Origin of the sequence: Sulfitobacter sp. HGT1 (assembly GCF_013282155.1) — a bacterium.
Classification (GTDB): domain Bacteria; phylum Pseudomonadota; class Alphaproteobacteria; order Rhodobacterales; family Rhodobacteraceae; genus Sulfitobacter.
On sequence record NZ_BLWI01000001.1, the window covers coordinates 407,400 to 432,749 of the forward strand.

At 58.9% G+C, this 25,350-nt stretch carries 23 protein-coding genes; 16 read left to right on the forward strand and 7 right to left on the reverse strand.

The features are described 5' to 3' along the window. Position 1 precedes the first annotated feature (1 nt). Both HGT1_RS01935 and HGT1_RS01940 read right to left on the reverse strand, forming a co-directional pair. The gene (locus HGT1_RS01935; protein WP_176248282.1) at positions 2–955 is read right to left on the reverse strand and encodes a hydroxymethylglutaryl-CoA lyase; all 954 of its coding nucleotides are present in this window, start codon (positions 953–955) and stop codon (positions 2–4) included. Next, positions 952–2,136: a CaiB/BaiF CoA-transferase family protein gene (locus tag HGT1_RS01940; protein WP_176248283.1), complete on the reverse strand. Its 1,185-nt coding sequence runs from the start codon at positions 2,134–2,136 to the stop codon at positions 952–954. Before HGT1_RS01940 ends, HGT1_RS01935 begins: the two co-directional genes overlap by 4 nt. A gap of 84 nt (positions 2,137–2,220) precedes the next feature. Between HGT1_RS01940 and HGT1_RS01945 the strand changes: the two genes are divergently transcribed. From HGT1_RS01945 to HGT1_RS18210, 7 genes are all read left to right on the forward strand, one after another. Further along, positions 2,221–3,162 (forward strand): LysR family transcriptional regulator, encoded by a 942-nt coding sequence (locus HGT1_RS01945; RefSeq protein ID WP_176248284.1) that lies wholly within the window; start codon positions 2,221–2,223, stop codon positions 3,160–3,162. Between the two features lie 160 nt (positions 3,163–3,322). Further along, on the forward strand, positions 3,323–3,871 hold the full coding sequence (locus tag HGT1_RS01950; protein ID WP_176248285.1) for a YaeQ family protein: 549 nt from the start codon (positions 3,323–3,325) through the stop codon (positions 3,869–3,871). A 141-nt stretch (positions 3,872–4,012) separates the two neighbouring features. After that, positions 4,013–4,873 (forward strand): MaoC family dehydratase, encoded by an 861-nt coding sequence (locus tag HGT1_RS01955; protein WP_176248286.1) that lies wholly within the window; start codon positions 4,013–4,015, stop codon positions 4,871–4,873. A gap of 33 nt (positions 4,874–4,906) precedes the next feature. After that, positions 4,907–5,314: a Zn-ribbon domain-containing OB-fold protein gene (locus tag HGT1_RS01960; RefSeq protein WP_255200059.1), complete on the forward strand. Its 408-nt coding sequence runs from the start codon at positions 4,907–4,909 to the stop codon at positions 5,312–5,314. After that, on the forward strand, positions 5,311–6,456 hold the full coding sequence (locus HGT1_RS01965; protein ID WP_176248288.1) for a thiolase: 1,146 nt from the start codon (positions 5,311–5,313) through the stop codon (positions 6,454–6,456). Before HGT1_RS01960 ends, HGT1_RS01965 begins: the two co-directional genes overlap by 4 nt. Then, entirely contained in the window at positions 6,453–7,238 is a 786-nt protein-coding gene (locus tag HGT1_RS01970) for an SDR family oxidoreductase (protein ID WP_176248289.1), read from the forward strand. Before HGT1_RS01965 ends, HGT1_RS01970 begins: the two co-directional genes overlap by 4 nt. Further along, positions 7,231–9,690: a CoA transferase gene (locus tag HGT1_RS18210; protein ID WP_217902961.1), complete on the forward strand. Its 2,460-nt coding sequence runs from the start codon at positions 7,231–7,233 to the stop codon at positions 9,688–9,690. The genes HGT1_RS01970 and HGT1_RS18210 overlap by 8 nt, the downstream gene beginning before the upstream one ends. A 98-nt stretch (positions 9,691–9,788) precedes the next feature. Here the strand turns inward: HGT1_RS18210 and HGT1_RS01980 are convergent, their stop codons facing one another. Genes HGT1_RS01980 through HGT1_RS01990 form a run of 3 tightly spaced genes read right to left on the reverse strand, consistent with a single transcriptional unit; the run spans position 9,789 to position 13,338 of the window. Then, entirely contained in the window at positions 9,789–10,586 is a 798-nt protein-coding gene (locus tag HGT1_RS01980) for an enoyl-CoA hydratase/isomerase family protein (protein WP_176248290.1), read from the reverse strand. After that, on the reverse strand, positions 10,583–12,187 hold the full coding sequence (locus HGT1_RS01985; RefSeq protein WP_176248291.1) for a long-chain-fatty-acid--CoA ligase: 1,605 nt from the start codon (positions 12,185–12,187) through the stop codon (positions 10,583–10,585). The genes HGT1_RS01980 and HGT1_RS01985 overlap by 4 nt, the downstream gene beginning before the upstream one ends. After that, positions 12,184–13,338 carry an acyl-CoA dehydrogenase family protein gene (locus HGT1_RS01990; protein ID WP_176248292.1) on the reverse strand — a complete coding sequence of 385 codons (1,155 nt, stop codon included), beginning with the start codon at positions 13,336–13,338 and terminating at the stop codon, positions 12,184–12,186. Before HGT1_RS01990 ends, HGT1_RS01985 begins: the two co-directional genes overlap by 4 nt. 121 nt (positions 13,339–13,459) lie before the next feature. On the opposite strand from HGT1_RS01990, the gene HGT1_RS01995 reads away from it, so the two are divergent. The 8 genes from HGT1_RS01995 (at position 13,460) to HGT1_RS02030 (ending at position 21,772) form a co-directional block, all read left to right on the forward strand. Further along, complete coding sequence (locus HGT1_RS01995) at positions 13,460–14,362, forward strand: SDR family NAD(P)-dependent oxidoreductase (protein WP_176248293.1); 903 nt, start codon at positions 13,460–13,462, stop codon at positions 14,360–14,362. 70 nt (positions 14,363–14,432) lie between these two features. Next, positions 14,433–14,912: a MarR family winged helix-turn-helix transcriptional regulator gene (locus HGT1_RS02000; RefSeq protein ID WP_176248294.1), complete on the forward strand. Its 480-nt coding sequence runs from the start codon at positions 14,433–14,435 to the stop codon at positions 14,910–14,912. 55 nt (positions 14,913–14,967) lie between these two features. Beyond that, a complete protein-coding gene (locus HGT1_RS02005) occupies positions 14,968–16,122 on the forward strand; it encodes a CaiB/BaiF CoA-transferase family protein (protein WP_176248295.1) in 1,155 nt (384 codons plus the stop codon). A 21-nt stretch (positions 16,123–16,143) separates the two neighbouring features. Beyond that, entirely contained in the window at positions 16,144–17,121 is a 978-nt protein-coding gene (locus HGT1_RS02010; protein ID WP_176248296.1) for a nitronate monooxygenase family protein, read from the forward strand. A 153-nt stretch (positions 17,122–17,274) separates the two neighbouring features. Beyond that, on the forward strand, positions 17,275–18,306 hold the full coding sequence (locus HGT1_RS02015; protein WP_176248297.1) for a C4-dicarboxylate TRAP transporter substrate-binding protein: 1,032 nt from the start codon (positions 17,275–17,277) through the stop codon (positions 18,304–18,306). Between the two features lie 84 nt (positions 18,307–18,390). Then, the gene (locus tag HGT1_RS02020; protein WP_176248298.1) at positions 18,391–18,885 is read left to right on the forward strand and encodes a TRAP transporter small permease; all 495 of its coding nucleotides are present in this window, start codon (positions 18,391–18,393) and stop codon (positions 18,883–18,885) included. A 12-nt stretch (positions 18,886–18,897) separates the two neighbouring features. After that, positions 18,898–20,238, forward strand: a complete 1,341-nt coding sequence (locus tag HGT1_RS02025) for a TRAP transporter large permease (protein WP_176248299.1) — start codon at positions 18,898–18,900, stop codon at positions 20,236–20,238. Between the two features lie 7 nt (positions 20,239–20,245). Continuing rightward, positions 20,246–21,772, forward strand: a complete 1,527-nt coding sequence (locus HGT1_RS02030) for a class I adenylate-forming enzyme family protein (protein ID WP_176248300.1) — start codon at positions 20,246–20,248, stop codon at positions 21,770–21,772. Between the two features lie 58 nt (positions 21,773–21,830). Here HGT1_RS02030 and HGT1_RS02035 read toward each other — a convergent pair whose 3' ends face one another. Further along, on the reverse strand, positions 21,831–23,855 hold the full coding sequence (locus HGT1_RS02035; protein ID WP_176248301.1) for a PAS domain-containing protein: 2,025 nt from the start codon (positions 23,853–23,855) through the stop codon (positions 21,831–21,833). A gap of 192 nt (positions 23,856–24,047) precedes the next feature. Next, on the reverse strand, positions 24,048–24,719 hold the full coding sequence (locus tag HGT1_RS02040; protein ID WP_176248302.1) for a GntR family transcriptional regulator: 672 nt from the start codon (positions 24,717–24,719) through the stop codon (positions 24,048–24,050). 122 nt (positions 24,720–24,841) lie between these two features. Between HGT1_RS02040 and HGT1_RS02045 the strand changes: the two genes are divergently transcribed. Next, positions 24,842–25,348 carry a TRAP transporter small permease gene (locus tag HGT1_RS02045; protein ID WP_176248303.1) on the forward strand — a complete coding sequence of 169 codons (507 nt, stop codon included), beginning with the start codon at positions 24,842–24,844 and terminating at the stop codon, positions 25,346–25,348. The last annotated feature ends 2 nt before the right edge of the window (positions 25,349–25,350 follow it).

Genomic DNA, 25,350 nt, shown 5'->3' on the forward strand with positions numbered 1-25,350 from the left:
CTCAGACCAAGGATTTGGCCTGCCAATTTGCGTTCTTTGGCGGACCTGCGCGGTGCAGGGCCCCGTGGAACATTTCACCCGGCATCGCCTCCTCCGCGATGCGCCGGGCGTCTTTCAGTCTGTCCAGATCGATTCCGGTGGCGAAACCCATCGACTCGGACAAATATACGATATCTTCGAACACGACGTTGCCGGTGGCACCGGGCGCAAACGGGCATCCGCCCAATCCGCCAAGCGAGGCGTCGATCACCCGCGCGCCGCTTTCCAGCGCCGCCGCCGCATTGGCCACGCCCATGCCCCGCGTGTCGTGAAGATGGATGATGAAAGGCTGCCCGCCGCACAGCTTCTCCATCCGCGCACAAAGCGCGCCAACAGCCTTTGGTCCGGCATAGCCGACCGTATCCGCGACCCCGACGATATCGGCACCTGCCTCAAGACAGTCAGCGGCCAGACGGACAACCTCTTCGGGGTCGACATTTCCAGAGATCGAACAGCCAAGCGCCATTGCGATCCCGGCGTTCACCAGCTTGTCGGGGGCGTGGTGGTCGCGCATCGCGACGACGTTGCGCACCAGATCCACCGCGGCATCGCGCGAGCGGCGCATGTTGGCCTGGCTGTGTTCTTCGGTCGCGGAAACAACGCAGACCATCTCGCGGATCGCGCTTTGCACTGCGGCCTCGGCCCCGCGTTCGTTCAGGGTCAGCCCCGCCGAGTGGACGTCGAGCCGTTCACTCGCAGCAATCACCGCGTCGATATCGGCGAATTGGGGGAAACGGCTGGCGGGCAGGAATGATCCGACCTCGTAATGACCCACACCTGCGGCGCATTCTGCCTCGAGCCAGGCGATCTTGGCCTCGGTCGAGGGCAGCGACTTGGCAATCTGAAGCCCGTCGCGCAGACCGACTTCGCGCAGGATCACGCGGTCGGCGGGGTAAATGGTGCTCGCCCGGCTCACGCTGCCGCCTCCACACCGCAGGCCGCTGCGATTTCAGCCTCGCTGAGCCCGGCAGCCGAAAGAACGGCGTGGGTATCCGCGCCGATTGCGGCGATGTCGAGGTTTTCACCCACCATCGGTTGATCGTCGATCTCGAAGGGCATGACGGGCGCACGGTAGGTCCCGCCTTCGGGCAGGGAGGACGTGAAAAGCCCGCCGGGGCGTGTCACATGCGGATCGTCGTACATCTCGGCCGGACGATGGATCGGCGAGAAGGGGATGCCAGCGTCTTCGAAGGCTTCGAGGAGATCGGCAAAGGACCGGCTGCGCACAGCCGCAGCGACCACCGGTATGGTGCGGTCGCGGGCGTCGATCTGCTTCATGCGGGTTTGCAAATCGGGATCATCGAGCAACACCTGCAGCCCCAGAATATTGCACAGGGTTACCCACTGGCCTTCGGTGACGGCACCGATGAACATCTGCTTTCCATCCGAGGTGTCAAAGATGTCGTAGACCGGCCAAGAAAACTCCCGTTCGGGCATCGGCGGGGCCTCGCGGCCTTCGATGTCGAATTGCACCATATGCTGGGCCACAAGAAAAAGGCAGTTTTCAAAAAGTCCGGTGCGCAGCACGTGACCCTTGCCATCTTTTTCGCGTTGCAAAAGCGCAACCAGAACCGCGAAGGCACCAAAAAGGCCCCCCATGATGTCATTCGCCGATGATCCGATCCGCAAGGGACGTCCGGTTGGGCCGGTCATATAGGCCATGCCCGTCATCATCTGCACGACCTCGTCCATCGCGGTCCGGTTCTCGTAGGGGCCCTTGAGGAACCCCTTGAGGGATGAAACGATCAGACTGGGATAGCGGGCCTGCAACACGTCAGGGGCGAACCCCATCTTGGCGAGGGATTGATCGCGGAAATTCTCGACAAAGACATCCGCGCCTTCAAGAAGCCGGTGCAGTGCATCTTTTCCGGCATCCGATTTCAAGTCGAGCGTGATGCTCTTTTTGCCGCGGTTGAAGGTGGGATAGAAGCCGCGCCCCATGCCGGTCAACGCGCGGGTCTTGTCACCCTCGGGCGGTTCGACCTTGATGACTTCGGCACCAAGCATCCCCAGAAACATGCCGCAAGACGGCCCCATGATCATATGCGTCATTTCGACAACGCGTAGTCCGGCAAGTGGCCTAATGTCTGTGGTCATGAAAATTCCTCCTGAAACAATCATAGCCAAAGTCGTGTGAACGGAATATTATAATGTTTCGAATAAACCCTTCTGGAAAACAGAATGCTCGATACGCGCCAGCTTCAATATTTCAACGCGATTTACGAACACGGGTCATTGGCGCGCGCCTCGACCCATCTGCGGATCGCGGCATCAGCCCTTAGTCATCATCTTGCCCAGATGGAGGCGCGATTCGGAAAGCCGCTCTTTCGGCGCAAGCCAAGAGGTATGGAGCCAACGGCCGCCGGGCACCGGCTTTACGGGCACGCCCGCTCGATCTTGCGCGCCATGGCCGCAGCCGAGACTGATCTGACCGATGCGGTAAACAAGATTTCGGGGCCGGTATCGGTGGGCATGTCCTTTTCCGCAGTCAAGGCGATCGGGGTGGCTTTCATCACGCAGGTCGTGCGCGATTTCCCCAATGTTCAACTGGCCCTGACCGAGAGCCTGTCCGGCGCGGCGCTTCCGCATCTTCTGGCCTCTGACGTTGATCTTGCGCTGATCTATAACCCGCCTGCCGATCCGACCTTTGAGTCAGAACCGGTGCTTGAGGAAAAGATGTTCTGCGTGGGGCGCACTGATATCATCGGGGATACCGATGATCCGATCACCTTTGCCGAACTGCTGGACCTGCCGATCATCCTGCTACGGCAGGGTGTTTCCGCCCGTGCGATCATGGATGATGTGGCATTGTTGAAAAAGATCGAGGCAAAAGCGATCCTTCAGATGAATTCCGTTCAGGCCATCGCAGGGTCGATCGAGGCGGGCCTTGGGTGCGTCATCGGTACGCGGCTTTTCATGCACGACCAGCTTGAACGCGGCACCGTGCGCGCCCGTCCGATCATCGCGCCAGAATTGTCACGAACCCTATACCTGTGTCGTCTGGCCTCCCGGCCGCCGACCTTTGCATCCGAAGCCATCCGGCAACTCTTGATCGACCACGTGCGCGATGCCGTCCTGTCGGGGGTATGGGATGCGCAACTGTTGGATCGTTCAGACCCCTAGGTAGCGTGGAATCACATCCGCGGGTTTTCATGGATGTCCGCGCCAGCAGGTGCAGCCATCGCCTTCAGGGCCGCTTTAATGCGACGGGCTTTCCTTATCTGCTTTCACAAGGGGGCCAGACACACTAGGCAACCCTATCTTCCCAACTCCAGGACCTGTCATGGCGCAAAAAGCCACCATTTATAAAGTCGAACTTTCCGTTTCCGATATGGATCGTCACTATTACGAGACCCACAAACTGACGGTGGCCAAACATCCGTCTGAAACTGACGAACGGCTGATGGTGCGGCTTCTGGCTTTTGCGCTGAATGCGCACGAGCATCTGGAGATGACCAAGGGTCTTTCCACGGATGACGAGCCCGATATCTGGCAGAAAAGCCTGAGTGACGAGCTGGAGCTGTGGGTGGCGCTAGGGCTTCCGAGCGAAAAGGTCGTGCGTCAATCCAGCGGCAAATCCGGCAAGGTGATTGTCTACAGCTATGGCGGCAGGACGGCCGAGACGTGGTGGGACAAGATCAAAAACAGCACCACCCGTTTTGACAATCTTCAGGTGATGAACTTCTCAGAGAAAGACACAGGTGATCTGGCTAAACTGGCAAGCCGGTCGATGAAGTTGCAGGTCAATATTCAGGACAGCGAAGTGATGGTCAGCGTTGATGACAGCATCGTTTACGTGACTCCGACCAAATGGAAAGACGCCGGTTATTGATGTCTGAGCAATGCCGCTAGGCTAGGCCACCGGGGGGTGGTGTAACCGAAGCCAGTGCCAAGCAATCCTTTTGCGTGAATTAATTAGCTTGCAAATCATTATCAAGCTACATAAAATCACAATGCAAGAGGAGGACTTGTAATGATTGACTATGACGCTCTTATGGGGCGCACGTTCCCTGTTACCGAACATGCCTATACGCAAAAGGATACGATCCTTTATGCGCTGGGTCTGGGCCTTGGAACCGATCCGCTGTCCGCGTCGCATCTGCGTGCGACCTATGAAAACGCGCCGGGGTTCGGCGCTTTGCCTGCCATGGTCAACGTCTTGGCCTATCCGGGTTTCTGGGCGATGGACCCCAGCACCGGCCTGACGTGGCAGAAAATCCTTCACGGAGAGCAAAGCCTGACATTATACGCGCCGCTGCCTGCGTCCGGTGTGCTGCTGGGGGAAACGCGGATCACCGGCATTGTGGACAAAGGGGCGGGCAAGGGTGCGCTGATCTATTCCGAACGTATCGTCAGCGACAAGGCCACAGGTGCCAAGATCGCAAGGATCGTCAGCACCTCCTTTGCGCGGGGCGATGGCGGGTTTGGCGGGTCAGACGATACCGTTCGTCCGGTCCATCCCATGCCCGAAACCGCGCCGGATGCCACCTTTGATTTCCGGACGCCCGAAAATGCAGCGCTGGTGTACCGCTTGTCGGGGGACATGAACCCGCTGCACGCGGACCCTGAAATTGCACGGCAAGCCGGGTTCGACCGCCCGATCCTGCACGGGCTTTGTACGCTTGGCGTTGCATCATGGTCGATCACCGAAGCCTTGGCGGACGGTGATTTTGCAGCGCTAACGCATCTGCAATTGCGGTTCTCGTCCCCCGTTTATCCCGGCGAAACCATCCGCACCGAGATGTGGCGCGACGGCAATGCCGTCAGTTTCCGCGCCCGTGTGGTGGAGCGGGATATCGTTGTTCTGAATAACGGCCTGGCGCGGCTTGGCTGATCCGAAAATCGTTTGAAATCAAGGAGAGAGATGATGGCTGACCGGCCCCTGCCGACCATTTATCCAGAAACGGAATTCTACTGGAACGGTGCAAAAGAGGGCAAGCTGTTGCTGAACAGCTGCCCGTCCTGTGACAAGGCGTATTTTCCGCCGCGCCCGTTTTGCCCGGTTTGCGGCAATCGCGATGTTGAAATCAAGCAGGCCAGCGGCAAGGGCCGGCTGTATTCCTATATCATCAACCACCTGCCTGCCCCCGGCTACGAGCCCCCCTTTACCGTCGCTGTCGTCATGCTGGACGAAGGCGTGAAAATGGTCGCGAATGTTCTGGACTGCCCCGCCGACCCCGAGGCGCTGGTTCTTGATATGCCGCTCGAGGTCACCTTCGAGCAGCGCGGCGATGTTGCCATTCCCCAGTTCAAGCCCGCAGGAGGTGTCGCATGACCCGTGCATCCATAGCCATCGTCGGTGCCGCCGAAACCACGCGCATGGGCAAGGTCCCCGAACTTAGCCAGACCGGCCTGCATGCCGATGCTGCGCTGAATGCCCTGGCCGATTGCGGTTTGACCCTTGCGGATATCGACGGCGTTGCGACCGCTGGTCATGACGTGGCCGAAATCATTCAATACCTTGGCATCACGCCCACGTGGTATGATGGCACATCGGTGGGGGGCTGTTCCTTTATCACGCTGGTGCGCCATGCGGCGGCGGCGATTGAAACGGGGCTGTGCAAGACGGTTCTGATCACCCACGGCGAAAGCGGGCGGTCTAACAATCGCAGCCATCGCCCGCTGTTCCCGTCGATGCAGCAGCAGGAATTTGAATCGATCTACGGCCCGCTGTTCCCGCCATCACGCTTCACGCTTCCGGTGATGCGCAAGATGAAAGACGATGGTCTGACCGTGGAACAAATCGCGATGGTCGCCGTGGTGCAACGCGAATGGGCCGCACTTCACCCGCGCGCAACGGCACATGACCCGCTTACGGTCGATGATGTTCTGAACTCTAAAATGATCGCATATCCGTTCCGCAAACTGATGTGTTGTCTGGTCAGCGATGGCGGCGGCGCGTTGATCCTGACCAGCGCGGAACGGGCCAAGGATTTCCCGACCAAACCGGTTTACCTACGCGGCATGGGCGGCGAAAGCGCCGAAGGGCCGATGATCTCGCAGATGGAAAGCTTTTCGTCCTCCAAGGCCTTCCGCGTCTCTGGCAAGATGGCGTTCGAGAGTGCGGGCATCACCCATTCGGATGTCGATCACCTGATGATCTATGACGCCTTTGCGCATCTCCCGATCTACGGGCTTGAGGATCTTGGCTTTGTCAAACCGGGCGAAGGCGGGGCTTTCATCGCCGAGGGTCATACCCGCCCGGGTGGCGCATTGCCGTTGAACACCAATGGCGGCGGGTTGTCTTATATGCACTCTGGCATGTACGGGATGTTCGCCTTGCAAGAAAGCGTGCGGCAGATGCGCGGCGTGTCGCCAGCGCAGGTCAAAGACGCAAAGTTGTCTTTGGTACACGGGGTCGGGGGGATGTTCTCGGCGGCGTCAACGGCGGTTCTGACGACGGAGGACCAGTGGTGAGCTTTGCCGGAAAGACGGTTTGCGTATCGGGCGGCACCAGTGGCATCAATCTGGGCATCGCGAGGCATTTCGCGCGGGCAGGGGCCAAGGTCTTTGTCTTTTCGCGCGATCCGGCCAAGGTCGACGCGGCGGTTGCCGAGTTGCGTGGCTTGGGGGCAGAGGCGCAGGGCTGTTCGGCTGATGTGCGCAGCGCTGACGCGGTATCGGATGCGGTTGGCCAATGTGTTGATGCCTTTGGACTGATCGACATTCTGGTGTCCGGTGCTGCCGGAAACTTTGTCGCAAGGGCGGCGGATATTTCGTCGAACGGGTTTCGCGCGGTGCTGGAGATTGACGTTCTGGGCACCCATCACGTCATGCACGCCGCGTGGCCTCATCTGCGCAAACCGGGGGCCGCGGTGATCAACCTGTCTGCCGGTCAGGCCAGTGTCGCGATGATCGGGCAGGCCCATGTTTGCGCGGCCAAGGCAGGCGTGGACATGCTCACACGAACCCTTGCGCTGGAATGGGGCCCTCATGGTGTGCGGGTGAATTCCATCGTGCCGGGGCCGATTGGCGACACCGAAGGCGTCAAACGATTGATGCCCGATGCCGCGTCGCTGGAGGCCAAGATACAGTCCATTCCGCTGCGCCGCATGGGGGCAACGCAAGACGTGGCTGATCTGTGTGATTTTCTATGCTCGGACAGGGCGGGATATATTACCGGCACTGTGATCCCTGTGGATGGCGGTGCTATCCTGAACCCCATGCCTACACGGATGGAGGCGTTTATTGATGGATAAAGGGGTGCTTGCGGGCCTGCGGGTTCTGGATCTGACCGACCAGCGCGGCGTTTTGACGGGGCGGATGCTGGCGTGCATGGGCGCGGATGTGCTTCAGGTTGAACCCGCCACAGGGTCGACTGCCCGCGCCATGGCCCCATTTGACACGGACGGGGCGTCCTTGTTCTGGGCCGCCTATGGCGCAGGGCGGCGGTCGCTGGTGTTGGACCGTGACAGCGACCCCGCGCGGCTGATGGCGCTTGCGGCTGTTGCCGATGTGGTTCTGGAAAGCGGAGTGCCCGGGCGGGACGTATTCTTGGACACGGATGCGCTTTTGCAGGCCAACGCCGGTGTGGTGCATTCCATCGTGACGCCCTTTGGTCTGGACGGGCCGAAAGCGGGCTATGCCGATAGCGATCTCACGCTTTGGGCTGCGGGCGGGCCGCTTAAGCCAACCGAAAGTCAGGCCGGTATCCCGACCCGCGTGACCCTGCCGCAAGCCTATCATCATGCGGCGGCAGATGCGCTTTGCGGGATCATGGTCGCGCTTGAGGCGCGCAGGCGCGGCGGGCAGGGCCAGCGGGTCGTGACCAGCGCACAGGCGTCGGCCACGCAATGCACCCTGAGTTTGTCGATGGCGTCGGTGATCGGTCACCCCAATTACGTCTTCCGCGCCGAGGTGAAATCAAAGAAGAAGCGCGAGCTTGACCTGTCAGGGTCGGGGTCACGAACGCAGCGGTCGAAATGGCCGGTCAAGGACGGGATCGTTGAGATGCACCTTGCCCTTGGTCCGGCGGCGGGGCGGTTCACCAATGCGCTGTTTACGCTGATGGCCGCGCGCGGGGCCTGTTCGCCCAAATTCGCCGCGTGGGATTGGGTCACGCTTCCTCCCAAGATCGAAAACGATGAAATCACGGACGAGGAAATGGAGCAGGCCCGCACGGAGGTCGCCGATTTCCTTGCCACCATGACCAAGCTTGAAGCCGTCGAGATGGCGTTGCAGCACCGTCTGATGCTGGCCCCCATCATGACCGTCGCGGATCTGGCCAGCAGCCCCCACGGCAAGGCGCGCGGCTTTTTGCAACAGGTCGGCGCGTTGTCCTTGCCGGGAAAACTTGCGCTTGGCTTTGACGAAGGGTTTGCCCCGCTGCGCCCCGCACCTGGTCTGGGCGAGGGCGGTGCAGAGGTCGAGGCAGGTTGGCTTGCCAATCGTGATGCCGTCAGACCCTTTGCCGTGGCCCGCACGGTGACCAAAGTCGTGCGGCCCCTTGAAAATATCACCGTCCTGGATTTGTCCTGGGTGGTCGCAGGCCCGATGATTGGGCGCAATCTGGCTGATTTCGGCGCGCAGGTGATCCGTGTCGAAAGCGCCCGCAAACCCGAAGTTGCGCGTTTGACCGGCCCTTATCCCGAAGGGGTGCGCGATCTGAACCGGTCGGGGTTGTATGAAAACTGCAATGCAGGAAAGTCGGGTCTGACGCTTGACCTGTCCCAGGATGCAGGGCGGGCGTTGGTCAAGGAACTGGCGGGAAAAGCCGACGTGTTGGTCGAAAGCTTTGCCCCCGGTCAGATGGACAAATGGGGGTTGGATTACGACACCTTGTCCCGGGACAATCCGGGCTTGGTCATGCTGTCGACATCGCTGATGGGGCAGTCGGGGCCTTGGTCTGCCTTGGCGGGTTTCGGCAATATCGGTGCCGCAATGTCGGGGCTTCAGGTGCTTGCCGGTCGCGATGTATCGGCCCCGATTGGCCCCTACGGACCCTACACCGATTTCGTGGCCCCGCGTCTGGCCCTTCCCGTTTTGCTGGCAGCCTTGGAGGTGAAGCGCCTGACAGGCAGGGGCAGGCAGTTGGATGTCAGCCAGGCCGAGGCGGGGATGCAGTTCATTGCCGAAGCCTTTGCCGATTATGCCGCGACCGGACGGGTGCCGGTTGCGGATGGCAACCGCGATCCGCACTGCGTCCCGAACGAAGTCTACCCCTGCATCGCGCCCGAGGGCGAAACTGCATGGGTTGCCGTATCTGCCACATCAGACGCCGCATGGATCGCCCTGCGTGACGAAACCGGGCTGGCGGCGCTGGCTGATCCGGCGTTCGAGACGCTGGAAGGCCGCCGCGCGGTCGAGGCGGAGATTGACACGATCCTTGCCGATTGGTGTCGGGGTCAACCCCCCGAGGCGGTGGAGTTGCGCCTCCAAGGGCGGGGTGTGGCGGCGCATGTTGTCGCGTCGCCTGCGGATTTGGCAGCCGATGCGCAGCTTGGCGCTTGGGGGCATTTCCAGACCTTGCCGAGAACCGATGGCACGCCGGCCCATCACGAGGCCTGCCGTTTTCAACTGGGTCTGACGCCCGCCAAGACAGGGCGCGCGGCACCGGAATACGGGCGGGATAACCGTCAGATTTTGGCAGACTATCTGGGGCTGGATGCAGCGCAGATTGATGCGCTGGAACGGGACGGGGTTCTGACCTGAACGGCTGACCCGAACAGGAACCTTTGCGAACCGATAAACAACTTCTGCATTAGGGCCACGGGGAAATCCGTGGCCCTAATGCGTCTCACATGCACCGCTTAGCGGAAGTCAAAGCGTGGGGCCTGCTTCTTGGTAAAGCGGTCGATTGCGTCTTTGTGATAGCTGCTCGACAGGCAAATGGCTTGCGCCTGTGCTTCAAGCTCAAGCAACGCGTTGCTGTCCAGTTCCATCGACCGTGCCGAAATCGCCTTGGTCATCGCAAAGGCGGTGCGCGAGGTGTCGCACATCATCCGCGCAATCGCTTGGGCACGGGGCAAAAGGTCATCTGCGGCAAGCACTTCCATGCAGATGCCCAGACGTTGGGCTTCTTCTGCGTGAACGGTGCGGCCCGTGTAGAACAATTCACGCGCCCGTTGCAGGCCGATCATCCGCGGCAACGAATAGAACAGGTTGCCATCCGGCACCGCCCCGACCTTGCAGAAGGACGCATTGAAGCTCGCCCTCTCGGACGCCAGAATAATGTCGCCGGTCAGCGCCAGACCCAGACCCGCGCCATAGGCAGGGCCATCGACCGCGACGATGACAGGCACCTGCAAGTCGCGCAGCAGCGTGATCCAGCGATGCAGATATTTCATCCGGGGCAGGATGTCTTCGGCCCCTGTCACCAGCCCGGCCTTGTGGTTGGCCAGCATCTTTTTCAGGTCACCGCCGGCGCAGAATACGCCGCCTGTTCCGGTCAGAATGACGGCCTGAAGATCGGCATCGACCGACAGGTCCTGCACGGCGCTGGACAGACCTTCGCGCATTGCGTCAGACAAGGCGTTCCGAGAGGCGGGTTCGTTCATGGTCAGCGTCACGACGCCGCCATCGCGGGTGATTTGCAAAGCGTCGGTCATGTCGCAGCTTCCTTTGTGTCTTCGGACCCCAGGCTTTGCAGAACCTGTGCCTTGATCGTCATTTTATCGAGCTTGTTGGTCGCGGACAGGGGCAGTTGCCCTTGCCAGATGGTCATGCCGCGCGGGGCCTTGTAATGGGCGATGCGGTCGCGACAAAAGGCGATCAGCTCGGCTTCGGTTGCGGTCTTGCCATCGTGCAGGGCGACGGCGGCATAGACCATTTCACCCCATTTCGCATGCGGCACACCGAAAACGGCGGCCTGCGCGACTGCTGGGTGTTTGCTCAGCGCGTTTTCAGTCTCGATCGGATAGACGTTTTCACCGCCCGAGATGATCATTTCCTTGGTGCGGCCTGCGATGGTCAGATAGCCGTCTGCGTCCATCACGCCCGCATCGCCCGTGTGGAAAAACCCGCCGCGCATGGCATGGGCGGTTTCTTCGGGGCGGTTCCAATAGCCGTTCATCACCTGCGGCCCGCGCACCACAATTTCGCCGGGCATTCCGACAGGCACGGGGGTGTCGTCGGCATCCACAATGCGCAAATCCGAATAGAGAATCGGGCGGCCCACGGTGCTGAGCTTGTCCAGCATCGGATTGCCCGGAATATGATCCGCCGGTTCAAGAACCGACAGGACTGGCGATGTTTCGGTCAGCCCATAGCCCTGACAAAAGGTGATGCCCGGAATGGCTGCAATCGCGCGCTCCATCAAGGTGACGGGCATCGGGGACGCCCCATATGTCAGCACGCGGATCGACGAAAAATCAAACTCGGGGAAGCGCGGATGGTTCATCACCATGTTCAGCATGGTCGGGACCATGGTCATCGTGGTGATCTTTTGCGCTTCGATCATGCGCAGGGTATCGACGACTTCGAATTTCGGTTGCACGACCATCGTGGTGCCGTAAGCCAGCGCCGTGAACACACGGCTGCCCGTGCCAAGGTGGAACAACGGCCCCGACAGCAGCAAAACATCATCCTGCCGGTAGCCATACAGATGGCCCGATCCGGTGGCATTCACGAGAAAGTTCGAATGGCTGAGCATGACGCCTTTGGGCTGACCCGTGGTGCCTGACGTATAGAACAGGATCATCGTGTCGTCAGACCGGCTGGCACTCTCGTCAAAGGCATCGTCGGCGACTTCGGGGGCCTCGGCGATCAGGGTGTCATAGTGCAGCGTGCCGTCGGGCAGATCGTCGGCCGGTTGATCCCAGTCGGCAAGGATCAGCGTGTGCAGCGACGGGCATAGCGCCAACAGGTCAGCGGCTTGTTCACGGAAATGACGGTCGAAGATCAAGATGGCGGGGCTCGCATCGCCGATCACGCCGACCATTTCCTCGACCGACAGACGGTGATTGATCGGCACCGAAATCGCGCCGATCATCGACGGAACCACGTACATCTCGACGATCCAATGCGAGTTCAGACCCAGATAGGCAACACGGTCACCCGGCCTGACGCCCAGCTTTTCCAACTGCCAGGCAATGGCATGCACGCGGCGGTTCATCTGTGCCCAGCTGTAATCGCGGCCCTCGAAATGGGTGGCGCGCCAGTTGGGGCGTTGATACGCGTATTTGCGTATGAAATCGGGGTAACGGATCATTTCCGTCCTCCAAGCACCGAACGCCCGATGATCTCGCGCATCACTTCGCCGGTCCCACCGGCGATGCGGCCAACGCGGGCATCGGCCCATGCGCGGGCAATCGGATATTCCCACATATAGCCATAGCCGCCGAACATTTGCAGCAAGTCGTCAAGACAGCGGCACAGGGTTTCCGAGGTCAGCATCTTGCCCATCGCGGCATCAACGGCGTCCAGTTCCCCCGCCACATGCAGTTCAAGGCATTTATCGGTGAACACGCGCATCAAGACCGATTGGGCTTTGATCTCGGCCAGTTTGAACCGCGTGTTCTGGAAATCGGCGATGGTTTTGCCGAAGGCCTTGCGTTCGGTGACGTGGTCGATGGTCCATTGCAGCGCGGCCTCAAGTGCTGCGGTGGCGCGGACGCATTGCAACAGACGTTCCTGGGGAAGCTGCTCCATCAGTTGGTAAAAACCACGTCCTTCGGCCCCCAGCAGGTTGGTTGCGGGGACGCGGACGTTGTCAAAGAACAGTTCAGCGGTGTCCTGCGCCTTCCAGCCGATTTTTTCCAACAGTTGGCTGCCCTTGCGAAAGCCCGGCGTATCAGCGGGAACCAGCAGCAGCGACGTGCCCTTTGCGCCAAGTGTCGGATCGGTCTTGCAGGCAAGGACCAGAATATCGCAATTGCCGCCGTTGGTAATGAACACCTTTTGGCCGTTGATGACGTAATCATCGCCGTCACGGATCGCGGTGGTTTTGATGCCTTGCACATCCGATCCGGCAGCCGGTTCGGTCATGGCGATGGCACCGATCGCCTCGCCTGCGGCCATCTTGGGGAGCCATTCGTGCTTCACCGCGTCGCTGCCGTAATGCAGGATATAGGGGGCCACGATGTCGGAATGCAGAGAAAACCCAGGCCCCATCGCACCAGCGGCGGCCAGTTCTTCCATCACCACCATCGAGAAAAGGAAGTCGGCACCGGCCCCGCCATATTCTTCGGGCATCGCCGCGCACAAAAGACCGTTTTCCCCGGCCTTGCGCCAGGCGTCGCGGCTGACACGGCCATCTTTTTCCCACTGCGCGTGGTGCGGTGTGATTTCCTCGGCGACGAAGCGCCGGACCTGGTCGCGGAACATCTCGTGGTCTTCATTGAATACGGTGCGCTTGAACATCGTGTGGTTCCTCCCTCATGTCGTGGGTCAAAAACTTTGACGGTATGAGGAAAGTCTAATTAGCTTGCATATTATAATCAAGCTAATTATAACTGCCATAAATCATCTGGAGGAGACAGGTATGTTGGAAGGTAAGTCAGTCATCGTAACCGGGGCAGGTCGTGGCATCGGCCGTGATATTGCGCTTATGATGGCCAGCCATGGTGCAAAAGTTGTCGTAAACGATTTGGGTGCGGCATCGGATGGCGCAGGCGCGGATGCGACCCCGGCGCAAGAGGTCGTGAATGAAATCATCGCGGCAGGCGGCGAAGCGGTGACCAATTTTGGCAACGTGGCAAAGCCCGAAGATGCAAAAGCCATGGTTGAACAGTCGATGGATGTGTTTGGCGGGATCGATGTGATCGTCAACAACGCAGGCATCCTGCGCGACGTGATCTTTCACAAGATGACCGAAGACGATTGGGATTCGGTGATCTCGGTTCACCTCAAGGGCAGCTTTAACATGGCCCATGCCGTGGCTGCGCAGTTCAAGATGCAGGCGTCGGGCTGCTTTATCAACTTTACCTCGACCTCCGGTTTGATCGGGAACTTTGGGCAGGCCAACTATTCCGCCGCCAAGATGGGGATCGTCGGGCTGTCGAAATCACTGGCGCTGGATATGTCGCGCTTTAACGTGCGGTCCAACTGTATCGCGCCCTTTGCATGGTCGCGCCTGATTGGCACCATTCAGGCCAAGACCGACGCTGAAAAAGCCCGTGTCGAGCGCATCAAGGAAATGACACCAGCCAAGATCGCACCGCTTTGTGTGGCATTGGCCGACCCGACCTGTGACACGACAGGTCAGATCTTTTGCATCCGCAACAACGAGATTTTCCTGATGTCCCAGCCACGTCCGATCCGGTCGGTGCACCGGTCAGAGGGCTGGACACCAGAGACAGTGCGTGATCATGCCTTGCCAGCGATGAAGGCCGATTTTTACGATCTTGACCGGTCCAGCGATGTGTTTACGTGGGATCCGATTTGATTTGGTTGGCGAGAGCGGTCAAAAGCACTAGACTGGCGTACGGACTTTGGACGCCGATAGACAGAAGGGTATGCTGAGCTTGGAAGAAGTTGCGACACCAGTGCACAAACAGACTTCGTTGAGCGAGGATAACAATCCTATTTATCAGGATATCGCGCGTTTTCGTGCGATCTTGTTCGACTCGATGTTGAAGCCCCATGACATGACCATGTCGCAAGGCTGGGTTATGGTGCATCTGGTGCGCGAGAACGGCTTGCGTCAGTCTGAACTGGCCGAACGGCTCGAGGTGGCAACGGTTACCACCTCCAAGCTGATCGACCGGCTCGAGGCGCGCGGCTATGTCGAGCGCCGTGCAGACCCCGAAGATCGCAGGTCCAACCGTGTCTACGCAACGCCCCAAGCAAAGTCGCTGGTCAAGATTATGACCCGCACCATTTTTGAGGTGGACGAGATCGCAAACGAAGGCATCTCGGAAGCCGAGCTTGAGACGACCCTCAAGGTGCTGCGCAAGATGCGCAACAATCTGCGGCGCGGCTTGAGCAAGCGATAAAAACAAGCAGCGGGTTTCCCGCGCTTGGTTAAATATTCCTGAAAGGACCCGTGAGATGCAGCAAGAGGCATCCGCACCCCCGCTGGCGGGGCTGCGCATTATTGAATTCGCCGGCATCGGTCCCGGTCCCTTTGCGGGCATGATGCTTGCTGACATGGGGGCCGAAGTGATCAGGATTGAACGCCCCAATGCCGGATCCCCGACAGGGCAAGGCGCGCACGAGCTGGATTTCCTTGCCCGTGGGCGCAAGTCCATCGCGCTGAACATGAAGACACCCGGTGCTGTCGATCTGGCCTTGCGTCTGGTCGAAACGGCAGACGGGTTGATCGAAGGGTTCCGGCCCGGCGTGATGGAACGTTTGGGCCTTGGCCCTGACGTTTGCCGCGCCCGCAATCCGCGTCTGGTCTATGGTCGGATGACTGGCTGGGGGCAGGAGGGGCCGGTCTCCAAAACTGCTGGTCACGATCTGAATTACATCGCCCTGTCTGGTGCGCTTTGGGCCTCTGGCGAAGCCGGCCGTGCGCCGAGCTTTCCGTTGAACCTTTTGGGTGATTTCGGCGGCGGTGGCATGTTTCTGGCCTTTGGTATGGTGACGGGGCTGCTTAAGGCCGCAAGAACCGGTTCGGGCGACGTTGTTGATGCGGCGATTGTTGACGGCACCGCCGCGCTGATGAGCATGATTTACAGCCGCCGCGCCATGGGGCTGTGGCGTGATGAACGTGCGTCCAATGCGTTGGATGGCGGCGTGCCTTGGTATGGCGTCTATGAATGTGCGGATGGCGGATGGGTGACCATCGGTGCCCTTGAGCCGCAGTTCTGGGCGGTGTTGCTGGACCGGCTTGGCCTGACGGCGCAGGAAATGGGCGACCGCGCGGATCGGGGCACCTGGCCTGCGATGCGTGCCCGGCTGACCGAGGTTTTCAAAAGCCAGCCCCGCGATCATTGGGTTGCCCTGTTGCAAGATACCGATGCGTGTTTCGCCCCGGTTCTAAGCCCGGCCGAAGCCCCCGGCCATCCGCACAACCAAGCCCGCGGGATATTCTCGGAAGGGGTGGTGCAGCCGATGCCTGCGCCGCGTTTCACCGATGCCAACACCCCGTTGCCCACAACGCCGCCCGCCCCCGGTGCCGACAGCCGCGCCATCCTGACGGATTTGGGATTGGCTGCCGATGAAATCGACGCGCTCTTTAGTGGCGGCGCGGTGACGTAAATCACATAAGGGAGAAACCTCATGACTTTGCCTGCAATTCTACAAAACCTGCGGCTGCCGCTGATTGCGAGCCCCTTGTTCATCATCTCGAACCCCGATCTTGTCATCGCGCAATGCAAGGCGGGCATTGTCGGGTCTTTTCCTGCGCTGAATGCGCGCGAAAAGGACGGGCACAGTCTGGATGCCTGGCTGACGCAGATCAAAGAGGCGCTGGACCGCCACAACCAGGAGAACCCGGATTCCCCTGCCGCACCTTATGCCGTGAACCAGATCGTTCATAAGTCCAACAGCAGGCTCGATCGTGACATCGAGATTTGCGTGAAGCACGAAGTGCCGGTTTGGATCACCTCGCTTGGGGCGCGGGTCGAGGTCAACGAGGCCGCACATTCCGCCGGTGGTGTTGTGTTGCACGATGTGATCAACAACCGCTTTGCCCATAAAGCCATCGAAAAAGGGGCCGACGGTCTGGTCGCTGTGGCTGCCGGTGCCGGTGGCCATGCCGGTGCGCTGTCGCCTTTTGCGTTGGTTCAAGAAATCCGCAGCTGGTTCGATGGCCCCTTGTTTCTGTCCGGTGCGATTGCACGGGGTGATTCCATTCTGGCAGCGCTCGCGATGGGGGCGGACGGCGGCTATGCAGGTTCGGCCTTTATCGCCACGGATGAGGCGAATGCGGCTGAGGGCTACAAACGGATGATCGCCGAGAGCGGTGCCGACGACATCGTTTATTCAAACCTGTTTACCGGCGTTTGGGGCAACTATCTGAAACCGTCAATCGCGGCAGCGGGGATGAATCCGGATGCGTTGGAACAGTCCGACCCGTCCAAAATGAACTTTGCCGAAGATCGCGAAAAACCCAAAAGCTGGAAAGAGATCTGGGGGTCGGGTCAGGGCATTGGCGCGGTTTCGGATGTGGTACCAACGTCGGAAATGGTCGCCCGGCTCAAGCGTGAATTTGATGCGGCACGCCAGCGACTGGACAAAACGCTTAGCACCTACTGACACTATTTAGCGGGCTTTGCTGGGAGGCGTCCGAATAAATAGATTGCTAGATAATAGTTACCATGCTATTTAATATTTAATACAAGTCGGGTGACATCATACCCGCAACATAAGGGAGGAGAGACTATGAAGAAATCTATTCTAGGGGCCGTAATGGCTGCATCAGTTTCGGTTTTGGCCATGGCGGCCCACGCGGAAACGACGCTGATCGCAAACGAACCTGGCCCGAACCGCGGCGTGCGCGCCGAGGCCGTGAACTACATCGCAGATCAGATCGCCGAGCGCACAAATGGCGAAGTGAAGGTCGAGCAGAACTGGGGCGGAGCCCTGTTCAAGACGAATGCCGCGCTTCAGTCGATTTCGGTTGGTGTTGCCGACATGGGCGTGCTGATCGGGGCCTATGTCGCCTCGGAATTCCCCGAGCTGCAAATGGCGGGTCTGCTTTTGAACAAGCCCGGTCACCCTTGGGTGATGATGCAGGCCGTCTATGAATTGTTCACGACCAATGAACGCATTCAAGAGCGCCTTGACGAGATGAACCTTGTCTATCTTGCGCCGTTTTCCTTGTCGCCGGCCATTCTGGCCTGTCGCGGCGATGGCATCCGGTCGATCGAGGATATCAAGGGGGCCAAGATTGCCCATACCGGTTCGTCCGGTGACGTGCTTGCCGCATTGGGTGGCAATATGGTGAGCATGCCGATTTATGATGTTTACCAATCCATGGAAACCGGCCTTGTCGATTGCTCGGTTACCTATGCGTATTACGCTGTCGCATCGAAGCTGAACGAAGAAATCGATACGATGACCGAACTGCGCTATTCGACGATTACCAGCCTGGGTACGGTCATCAACAAGGACACTTTCGAGCGCCTGACGCCCGAACAGCAAGAAGCGATCCTGGGGATCGGTCCGGACATGATGGATTTCTACGGCGAAAAGCTGGAAGAAGCCGATGCAAAGGCGCTTGTGACCCTTTCGACGGGCGACGATGCTGTTGATTTCGTGAAACTGTCGGATGCCGACTATGATGCGATGGACGTGGCCGGTGCGCCGATGTTTGACAACTGGTACGCTGACGCCGAAGCAGTTGGCACCGATGGTAAGGCGCTTTTGGCCGAACTTTACGGGCTGATGGACAAGTGGACACTGGTCATGGAGACCGAAGGTCTGCCTTGGAAGCGTTAATGATCGTCTGCACGGTCGCGTGACGATTGCCCTGTCCCTTTGGGGGGCAGGGCAGCGTTTATCCATACTCCACTGGAGAACATCATGTTGAAACGTCTTGAGTTTACGCTCGATACGCTTGCAGCGGTGGCCGTGGTGCTGCTTTGCTTGCTTATTACAGCCAACATTATCGCCCGCGAATTCCTGATGGTCGGCATCCCCGACAGCATCATCATGGTCCGCGAGCTGATGGTACCTGCGATCCTGTTTCCGCTGGCCGCAGCCACGGCGAAACGCGCGCATGTCGCCGTAGAATTCATCGCCAATCACTTCCCCGACGGGGTCAACCGCTGGATTGCCGTGCTGGCCACCGTCATCGGTCTGACCATCGTGACAATCCTTCTGTCCGCCGGCTGGTTCGAACTGGCCAAGAATTTCGCAAGCGGTGCGCATTACGGCGGAGAGCTTTTGCTTCCGAAATGGCCAAGCCGCGCCCTGTTCGTGCTGGCGATTGGCGCATTCTGGTTGCGATTGATCCACGTGCTTTGGGTCGATCTGAAAGCCGCAGTGACGGGTACGCCGGCACCGGCAGAACTTTAAGGAATTACCATTATGGATCCGGCAACCATCGGCTATATCGCATGTGCGATTGTGCTTCTCCTTTTGGCAATACGCATTCCGATTGCCTATGCCATTGGCGGCGTCGCCGTCGTGGCAATCTTTATCGTATTCGCAACGCGCACCGGCACATTCATGCCAGAGCGCGCGATGTGGACAACCTTGTCGCTCGCGTTTTCGTCCAGTTTCGATCTGGTCCACAGCTATGACCTGTCGATGATCCCCTTGTTCATCGCATTGGGTCACGTGGCGTACAAAGCGGGCATCACCACCGAGATTTACGAGGCCGCGCGTGTCTGGCTGGTGCGTTTGCCCGGCGGGGTCGCGATCGCGTCTGTCGCAGGCTGCGGCGGATTTTCAGCGATTTCGGGGTCGTCCATTGCCTGCGCGTCCACCATGGGGCGGATCTGCACCCCCGAAATGCTGAAGCTCAATTATGACCCGCGTCTTGCCACTGCATGTGTGGCGGCGGGCGGCACGCTGGGGTCGCTTATCCCGCCGTCGGTCTTGTTCATCATCTACGGCATTTTCACAGAAAGCTCGATCAGCGAATTGTTTATGGCGGGCTTCCTGCCGGGCGTTTTGTCGATGCTTGGCTATGCTTTGGTGATTGTGCTTTGGGTGCGTCGTTCGCCCGAAATTGCACCCGTGCCCGATCAGGTCTTTTCGATGAAAGAGAAAGTCCGGGCGGCATTGCGGTCATGGCCGGCTGTGCTGCTTTTCACTGTCGTTATCGGCGGTATCTATGGCGGCATCTTTACCGCAACCGAAGCCGCGGCCCTGTCGCTGCTGTTTGCCACGCTTCTTGGGATGGTGCGGGGCTTTATCAAGGTAAAGGACATCATACCGATGCTGCGCGAGACGATGGCCACCACGGGCGCGATCTTCTTTATCGCGGCTTGTGCGAAGATCTTTGTGTCGCTGATCGCCTTGACCGGATTGTCCAACAGCCTTGTCTCGGCTTTGGGGGATTCAAGCATCGGGCCCTGGATGTTCATCGCTCTTGTTTGCCTGATCTATCTGGTGCTGGGGATGTTCCTTGACCCGGTAGGGATCATGGTTCTGACCTTGCCTTTGATGATCCCGATGGTCGAAAGCTTTGACATGAACCTGATCTGGTTCGGGGTGGTGATCGTCAAACTGCTCGAGATCGGGTTGATCACCCCTCCGGTCGGGCTGAACGTCTTTGTGCTGGCAAGCGTGCTGGAAGGAAAGGTCGAGATCGGCGAGATTTTCGCAGGTCTGTGGCGTTTTCTGGCAATCGATATCGTTGTTCTGGCGCTTTTGGTGATGATCCCGGCCATCTCGCTTATCCTTCCCATGTCGATGAATTGAGGACCGTATGATGCATTTCAATCCACCCGTCGTTGATGGTGAAAAGCTCCTGAATTTCGGGGCCGCGCTTCAGGAAAATGCGGCAACACACGGTGAAAAACCCGCTTTGATCGTCGGGGACCGGACCATTAGCTGGGCCGAATTCGGGGCGATGGTGGCGCAGGTCACGGGGCAGCTTGTGGCCCAGGGTGTGGGGCAGGGCGATACGGTTGCGTCGCTGTCTGAAAATTCGGTCGAGCATGTTGTGCTGTATTGCGCGGTGGTGGCCAGCGGTGCCTGTATCGTGCCGCTGCCGTTTTCCGCCACACCCGACGCGCTGGCGCTGATGATGGCCGACAGCAACGCGGACCTGCTGTTTGTGTCATCGACGCAGGCCGATATCGGGCGCGGTCTGCCTGTGAAACAGAGTGTCGATCTGGACGGGTTGATGGCATGGGCGGCGGATGCGGCCCCTGCTAAGCCAGCGCAAGTGAATCCCGATGATCTGTTCAACATCATCTATTCGTCGGGCACCACGGGAACACCCAAAGGCATCATTCACGACCACCGCTTTCGGTCGCGCCAGTTGAACAGAATTACCAACTTCGGCCTGACCGGGGCCGACCGTCTGGTGATCTCGACGCCGATCTATTCCAACACCACGCTGTTCGGGATGCTGCCGACCCTGTCTTTGGGCGCGACTTTGATCGTGATGCCAAAGTTCAACGCCGCAGGGTTTCTGAAACTCAGCGCTGATCTAAAGCCGACCCACGCGGTTCTGGTACCGGTACAACTGATGCGCCTGATGGCAGAGCCAACGTTCGATGACTTTGATCTGACCAGCTATCGGTGCAAATTCTCGACCTCGGCCCCGTTGCCCAGCACCTTGATCGCACAGGTGATGGAACGCTGGCCCGGCAACCTGATCGAAGTGTACGGCATGACCGAAGGCGGTATTTCCACCGCGCTGAATTGCGAAGCATTCCCCGACAAATGGGACACGGTCGGGCGCTTGGGCGAAGGCGTCGACATGCGGGTGATCGACGATCAGGGCAAGGAATTGCCCAAAGGATCCTTTGGCGAATTGATCGGCCGGTCTGCGTCGATGATGCGGAACTATCATAACGCGCCGGAGAAAACCCGAGAACTGCTTTGGACCGACGCGCACGGCAATCACTTTATCCGGTCTGGCGATATGGGCCGGATTGATGAAGACGGGTTTGTGCATCTGATGGACCGCAAGAAAGACATGATCATCTCGGGGGGCTTCAACATCTATGCTGCCGATCTTGAGGCCGTCTTGCGCCAGCATGGGGATGTCGCCGATGCGGCTGTCATCGCCATCCCCAGCGATGCCTGGGGCGAGACGCCGCTTGGTTTTGTCGTGCTGCGTGCGGGGGCCACTGCGGATGCCCAACAGGTGCTTGAATTCGCCAACGCCAAGCTGGGGAAAACGCAGCGCTTGTCGAACATCGTTTTGCTGGACGATCTGCCGCGCAGCGAAATCGGCAAGGTCCTGAAAAAGGATCTGCGCGAAGCCTACCAGCCCGGCTGACAAAACGACGCCCCAGGTCTGCTTCGCCTCACGAGCAGATCTGGGGCTATTCCACGCGCTAGGGGGCGTTGACCTGCGCCACTGCGTCACGCAGCGCGTCGGCCAGTTTTGGCAAGGTATAAGGCTTGGCCAGCAGTTCGACATCTTGCAGGCCTTCTTTGGCGAAATCATTGTAGCCGGAGGTGAGCAAAACCCCCGTACCGGCGCGGTTCTCAAGCACCCATCTTGCCAAATCATAGCCCGACATGCCCCCGGGCATCTTGATGTCACTAAACACCAAGGTCACGGGGGCGTTGCCCTCGAGGTGCCCGATTGCTTGTGTGGCTGTCGATGCCTCGATCACCTCATAGCCCAGTTCGACCAAACGTTTATGCGTAATTCTGCGGAGCCGGTCGTCATCTTCGACCAACAGGATCAATTCACGCTGCCCCAGCGGCAGATTGTTTACCGACGTCTCCACCTTGCTCGCCGTTGCGGGGGAAGACGCGCGCGGCAGCCAGATCGCAACTGTGGTGCCGATCCCCTGGCTGCTGTCGATCCTGACAAAACCACTGGACTGCGCGGCAAAACCGTACACCGAGCTGAGCCCCAAGCCGCTGCCTTTGCCCTCTTCTTTGGTGGTAAAATAGGGCGTGATTGCTTTTTCTTTCACATCGGCTGACATGCCCACGCCGGTGTCGGAAACCGAAATCTCGATATACTCGTGGGGGTGTGCATCTGGGATGAACTTTGCATCTTGGTCGCTCAGGGTCAGATTTCGCGTAGAGATGCGCAGCTTGCCCCCAGACGCCATTGCATCGCGCGCGTTAAGGGCAAGGTTCAAAATTGCGCTGTCAAACTCTCCGGAATCGGCCGTTGTCTGCCACAGGTCTGGTTCAAGCTCCGTGACCAACTCGATATTTGCGCCAAGGGTTCGTTCCAATAGCGGTCTGGTCTTTGTGATCCGGTCATTGACGGCCAGTGCCACAGGCTCAAGAACGTGCTCTCGCGCAAAGGACAGCAAACGCCGGTTGAGACTTGCGCCGGCCTCGACGGCTTCCATCGCCTCATTGATCAGCTCAACGATCCTTTTGTCTGCCGTGCGCATCGCCGCAAGCTCGAGATTGCCACCGATAACGGCTAGAAAGTTGTTAAAGTCATGCGCCACACCGCCCGCGAGTTGCCCGATCAATTCAAAGCGCTGCGAGTGGGCAAGCGCCCCTTCAACCTTTTGACGCTCGCGCATTTCCTCTTCCAATGCGCGGCTGCGGTCGGCAACGCGTGCCTCCAGCTCTGAATTGGATTGGGCGAGCTTTATCTCCAGACGCTTTCGTTCGGTGATGTCGTAGTTCACCCCGATCAATGATTTAGGTCTGCCGCTTTCACTATGGTGCAGGATGTTCCCCTGACCGACAAGCCAGCGAACCTCTCCGGTGTTGTGAACCACGCGGAACTCTTCGCGAAACGGCAGGTCGTTTTCAGCCGACATCGCAACTGCGGTCTTTACACGTTCACGATCGTCGGGGTGGACGGTTGTCAGCGCATCTTCGAGACGCAAATGCCTGCTTTTTTTTGGCATTCCAAACAGTTCAAATTGCCGGTCGCTCCAGTGCAGGTAGTCCTCCGCGAAATCCCAGTCCCATGTTCCCATTTCGGCAGCGTCATAGGCCAGGTGCAGACGGGCTTCGCTTTCCTGAAGCGCAGTTTTCGCCTGTTTTCTTGCTGTAATATCATGCCCTTCAGGTACCAGGGAAACCACAACGCCGGCTTTGTTGATGATGGGGGTGAGTGAAAAGTTGATGTCGACAATTTCGCCATTTTTGTCACCAACCCGCGCTTCGAAGTGCGACGGTTGACCGGATGCGCCCCGCCGGATGGCATCCTTTAGCGCGAGGCGTGATTTTTGACAGACGCGCCACCATGGAGTGGTCCAAAATTTAAGGCCCACAACGTCATCAAGCTGCACACCGATCAAATCAAGCGCGCTTTTATTCGCATCCAGGACAGTGCCGTCGGGCGAAAGCAGACCTATAAACCCCTGAACTAGATCATAGATGTCACGATGTTTAACGATACCAAGTCTGTTTTCATCTGAGGAAGACATTTTGTTCCCATCGATCTTAACCTGCTGCGCCACTTTGAGTTGTAAAGCCTGGCCAGTATTATGCTTAGAATTAACAATTGCAATGACTTGCCAAAGGGCGGTCCCTTGGCGGTAGAGACGTAAATATCCGTGTCCGGAGCCACCACCACCGATGGGCTCCGCTGTCTGCTCGGCTATCCACTGATGGTCAGCTTATGTCTGCTCTGCTGCGGGCTTTGTCACGATTTCCCAGTATGACCCTTCTTTGCGGTCGATATGGGACCGAAGCGTCGCGATCGCAGTATCAAGGTCACGGTCTGCAACGGCTTGGACCAACACGCCATGCTCCCTAAAGGACTTGGCCATATGCTCTGGATGGCGTCCCAACCTGTTGCGAACAGCGGCCATTTTTTGCGCGATTGTCTGGTATGCTTCATCAAGGAACCGGTTGTCCGAGCAGTCAAAGAAATGTTGATGGAATTCCGTATCAAGCGCGAGATATGCGCTGTCATCGCCCTTGTCGCGCGCGGCTTTCATCCGGTTCACACAGTCCGACAAACGCGCATGTAGCGCCTCGGGCTTTGCGTGGATGGCAGTGGTTAACGCATTTGTCTCAAGGCACACACGTGCATCACACAGCTTGGCCAATTCATCCGCTTCGAGGTTGAATACATAGGTGCCGCGCTGCGGCTCGACGACCAGCATTCCCTCCATCTCCAACCGGTTGATGGCCTCGCGGACGGGGGTCCGGCTCACGTCCAGCTCCTTGGCGACGCGCGCCTCTGACAATTGGCTGCCTAAGTCCAACTCCCCCGAAATGATCCACTCGCGCAGGGTTTCAGTCACCAGTTCGGTTAACGACTTGGGCCGGTCAAATGATTTCATGCTGCTCTCCCTGACTTAGCTTTAGCTGCAAAAATACTGGCATACAATATGGCACTTTACAACTGGCATACCGTATGCCAGTTTGCGAAAGCTAGATGGAAAAAGCTTTGGGAGGAGCGTTCTTGCGCCAGATAGAATCATACATCGTTGCGATTAACCGCGCCTTGGTTGCCGGGCTTTTGGCGGTCACCTTTGCAATGGTTTTCGTCAACGTCATCGGGCGCTACGGCTTTGGATCTTCCTTTGCATGGGTAGAGGAGGCGGCCCGCCACCTGATGATCCTTGCGGCGTTCAGCGGTGCAGGCCTTGCGTTGCGCGAGGGCCGGCTTGTTGCCATCGGCACCCTTCCTGATTTGCTTCCCCCGCGATTGGCCCTGATCCTGCGTTGGGCTGTCGTCGTGGTTATGTTTTTGTTCATGGCCCTGGTCTGCTGGCTGGGCATTCAATTCGTCCAGTTCGGCTGGAACAAAGAGACAATGGCGACCGGCATTTCGCGCGGCATTCCGTATCTGGCAATCCCCGTCGGTTGCGCCTTGTTCCTGATCCAGCTTTGCTTTTTTGCCCGGCGTTTTGTTGCGCAAGACTTTGAATTCGATGCCGGCCATATGGCCGATACGGACGGGCAATAATC

What these genes read in the sequence shown, in the direction of transcription:
- HGT1_RS02025 (WP_176248299.1), top strand. Translation starts at nt 18,898, where the DNA reads ATGGATCCGGCAACCATCGGCTATATCGCATGTGCGATTGTGCTTCTC.
- HGT1_RS02035 (WP_176248301.1), bottom strand. Translation starts at nt 23,855, where the DNA reads ATGTCTTCCTCAGATGAAAACAGACTTGGTATCGTTAAACATCGTGAC.
- HGT1_RS01995 (WP_176248293.1), top strand. Translation starts at nt 13,460, where the DNA reads ATGTTGGAAGGTAAGTCAGTCATCGTAACCGGGGCAGGTCGTGGCATC.
- HGT1_RS01985 (WP_176248291.1), bottom strand. Translation starts at nt 12,187, where the DNA reads ATGATCCGTTACCCCGATTTCATACGCAAATACGCGTATCAACGCCCC.
- HGT1_RS01960 (WP_255200059.1), top strand. Translation starts at nt 4,907, where the DNA reads ATGGCTGACCGGCCCCTGCCGACCATTTATCCAGAAACGGAATTCTAC.
- HGT1_RS02020 (WP_176248298.1), top strand. Translation starts at nt 18,391, where the DNA reads ATGTTGAAACGTCTTGAGTTTACGCTCGATACGCTTGCAGCGGTGGCC.
- HGT1_RS01965 (WP_176248288.1), top strand. Translation starts at nt 5,311, where the DNA reads ATGACCCGTGCATCCATAGCCATCGTCGGTGCCGCCGAAACCACGCGC.
- HGT1_RS01950 (WP_176248285.1), top strand. Translation starts at nt 3,323, where the DNA reads ATGGCGCAAAAAGCCACCATTTATAAAGTCGAACTTTCCGTTTCCGAT.
- HGT1_RS02015 (WP_176248297.1), top strand. Translation starts at nt 17,275, where the DNA reads ATGGCTGCATCAGTTTCGGTTTTGGCCATGGCGGCCCACGCGGAAACG.
- HGT1_RS01990 (WP_176248292.1), bottom strand. Translation starts at nt 13,338, where the DNA reads ATGTTCAAGCGCACCGTATTCAATGAAGACCACGAGATGTTCCGCGAC.
- HGT1_RS01945 (WP_176248284.1), top strand. Translation starts at nt 2,221, where the DNA reads ATGCTCGATACGCGCCAGCTTCAATATTTCAACGCGATTTACGAACAC.
- HGT1_RS02010 (WP_176248296.1), top strand. Translation starts at nt 16,144, where the DNA reads ATGACTTTGCCTGCAATTCTACAAAACCTGCGGCTGCCGCTGATTGCG.
- HGT1_RS01940 (WP_176248283.1), bottom strand. Translation starts at nt 2,136, where the DNA reads ATGACCACAGACATTAGGCCACTTGCCGGACTACGCGTTGTCGAAATG.
- HGT1_RS02030 (WP_176248300.1), top strand. Translation starts at nt 20,246, where the DNA reads ATGATGCATTTCAATCCACCCGTCGTTGATGGTGAAAAGCTCCTGAAT.
- HGT1_RS02040 (WP_176248302.1), bottom strand. Translation starts at nt 24,719, where the DNA reads ATGAAATCATTTGACCGGCCCAAGTCGTTAACCGAACTGGTGACTGAA.
- HGT1_RS01980 (WP_176248290.1), bottom strand. Translation starts at nt 10,586, where the DNA reads ATGACCGACGCTTTGCAAATCACCCGCGATGGCGGCGTCGTGACGCTG.
- HGT1_RS02000 (WP_176248294.1), top strand. Translation starts at nt 14,433, where the DNA reads ATGCTGAGCTTGGAAGAAGTTGCGACACCAGTGCACAAACAGACTTCG.
- HGT1_RS18210 (WP_217902961.1), top strand. Translation starts at nt 7,231, where the DNA reads ATGGATAAAGGGGTGCTTGCGGGCCTGCGGGTTCTGGATCTGACCGAC.
- HGT1_RS01955 (WP_176248286.1), top strand. Translation starts at nt 4,013, where the DNA reads ATGATTGACTATGACGCTCTTATGGGGCGCACGTTCCCTGTTACCGAA.
- HGT1_RS02005 (WP_176248295.1), top strand. Translation starts at nt 14,968, where the DNA reads ATGCAGCAAGAGGCATCCGCACCCCCGCTGGCGGGGCTGCGCATTATT.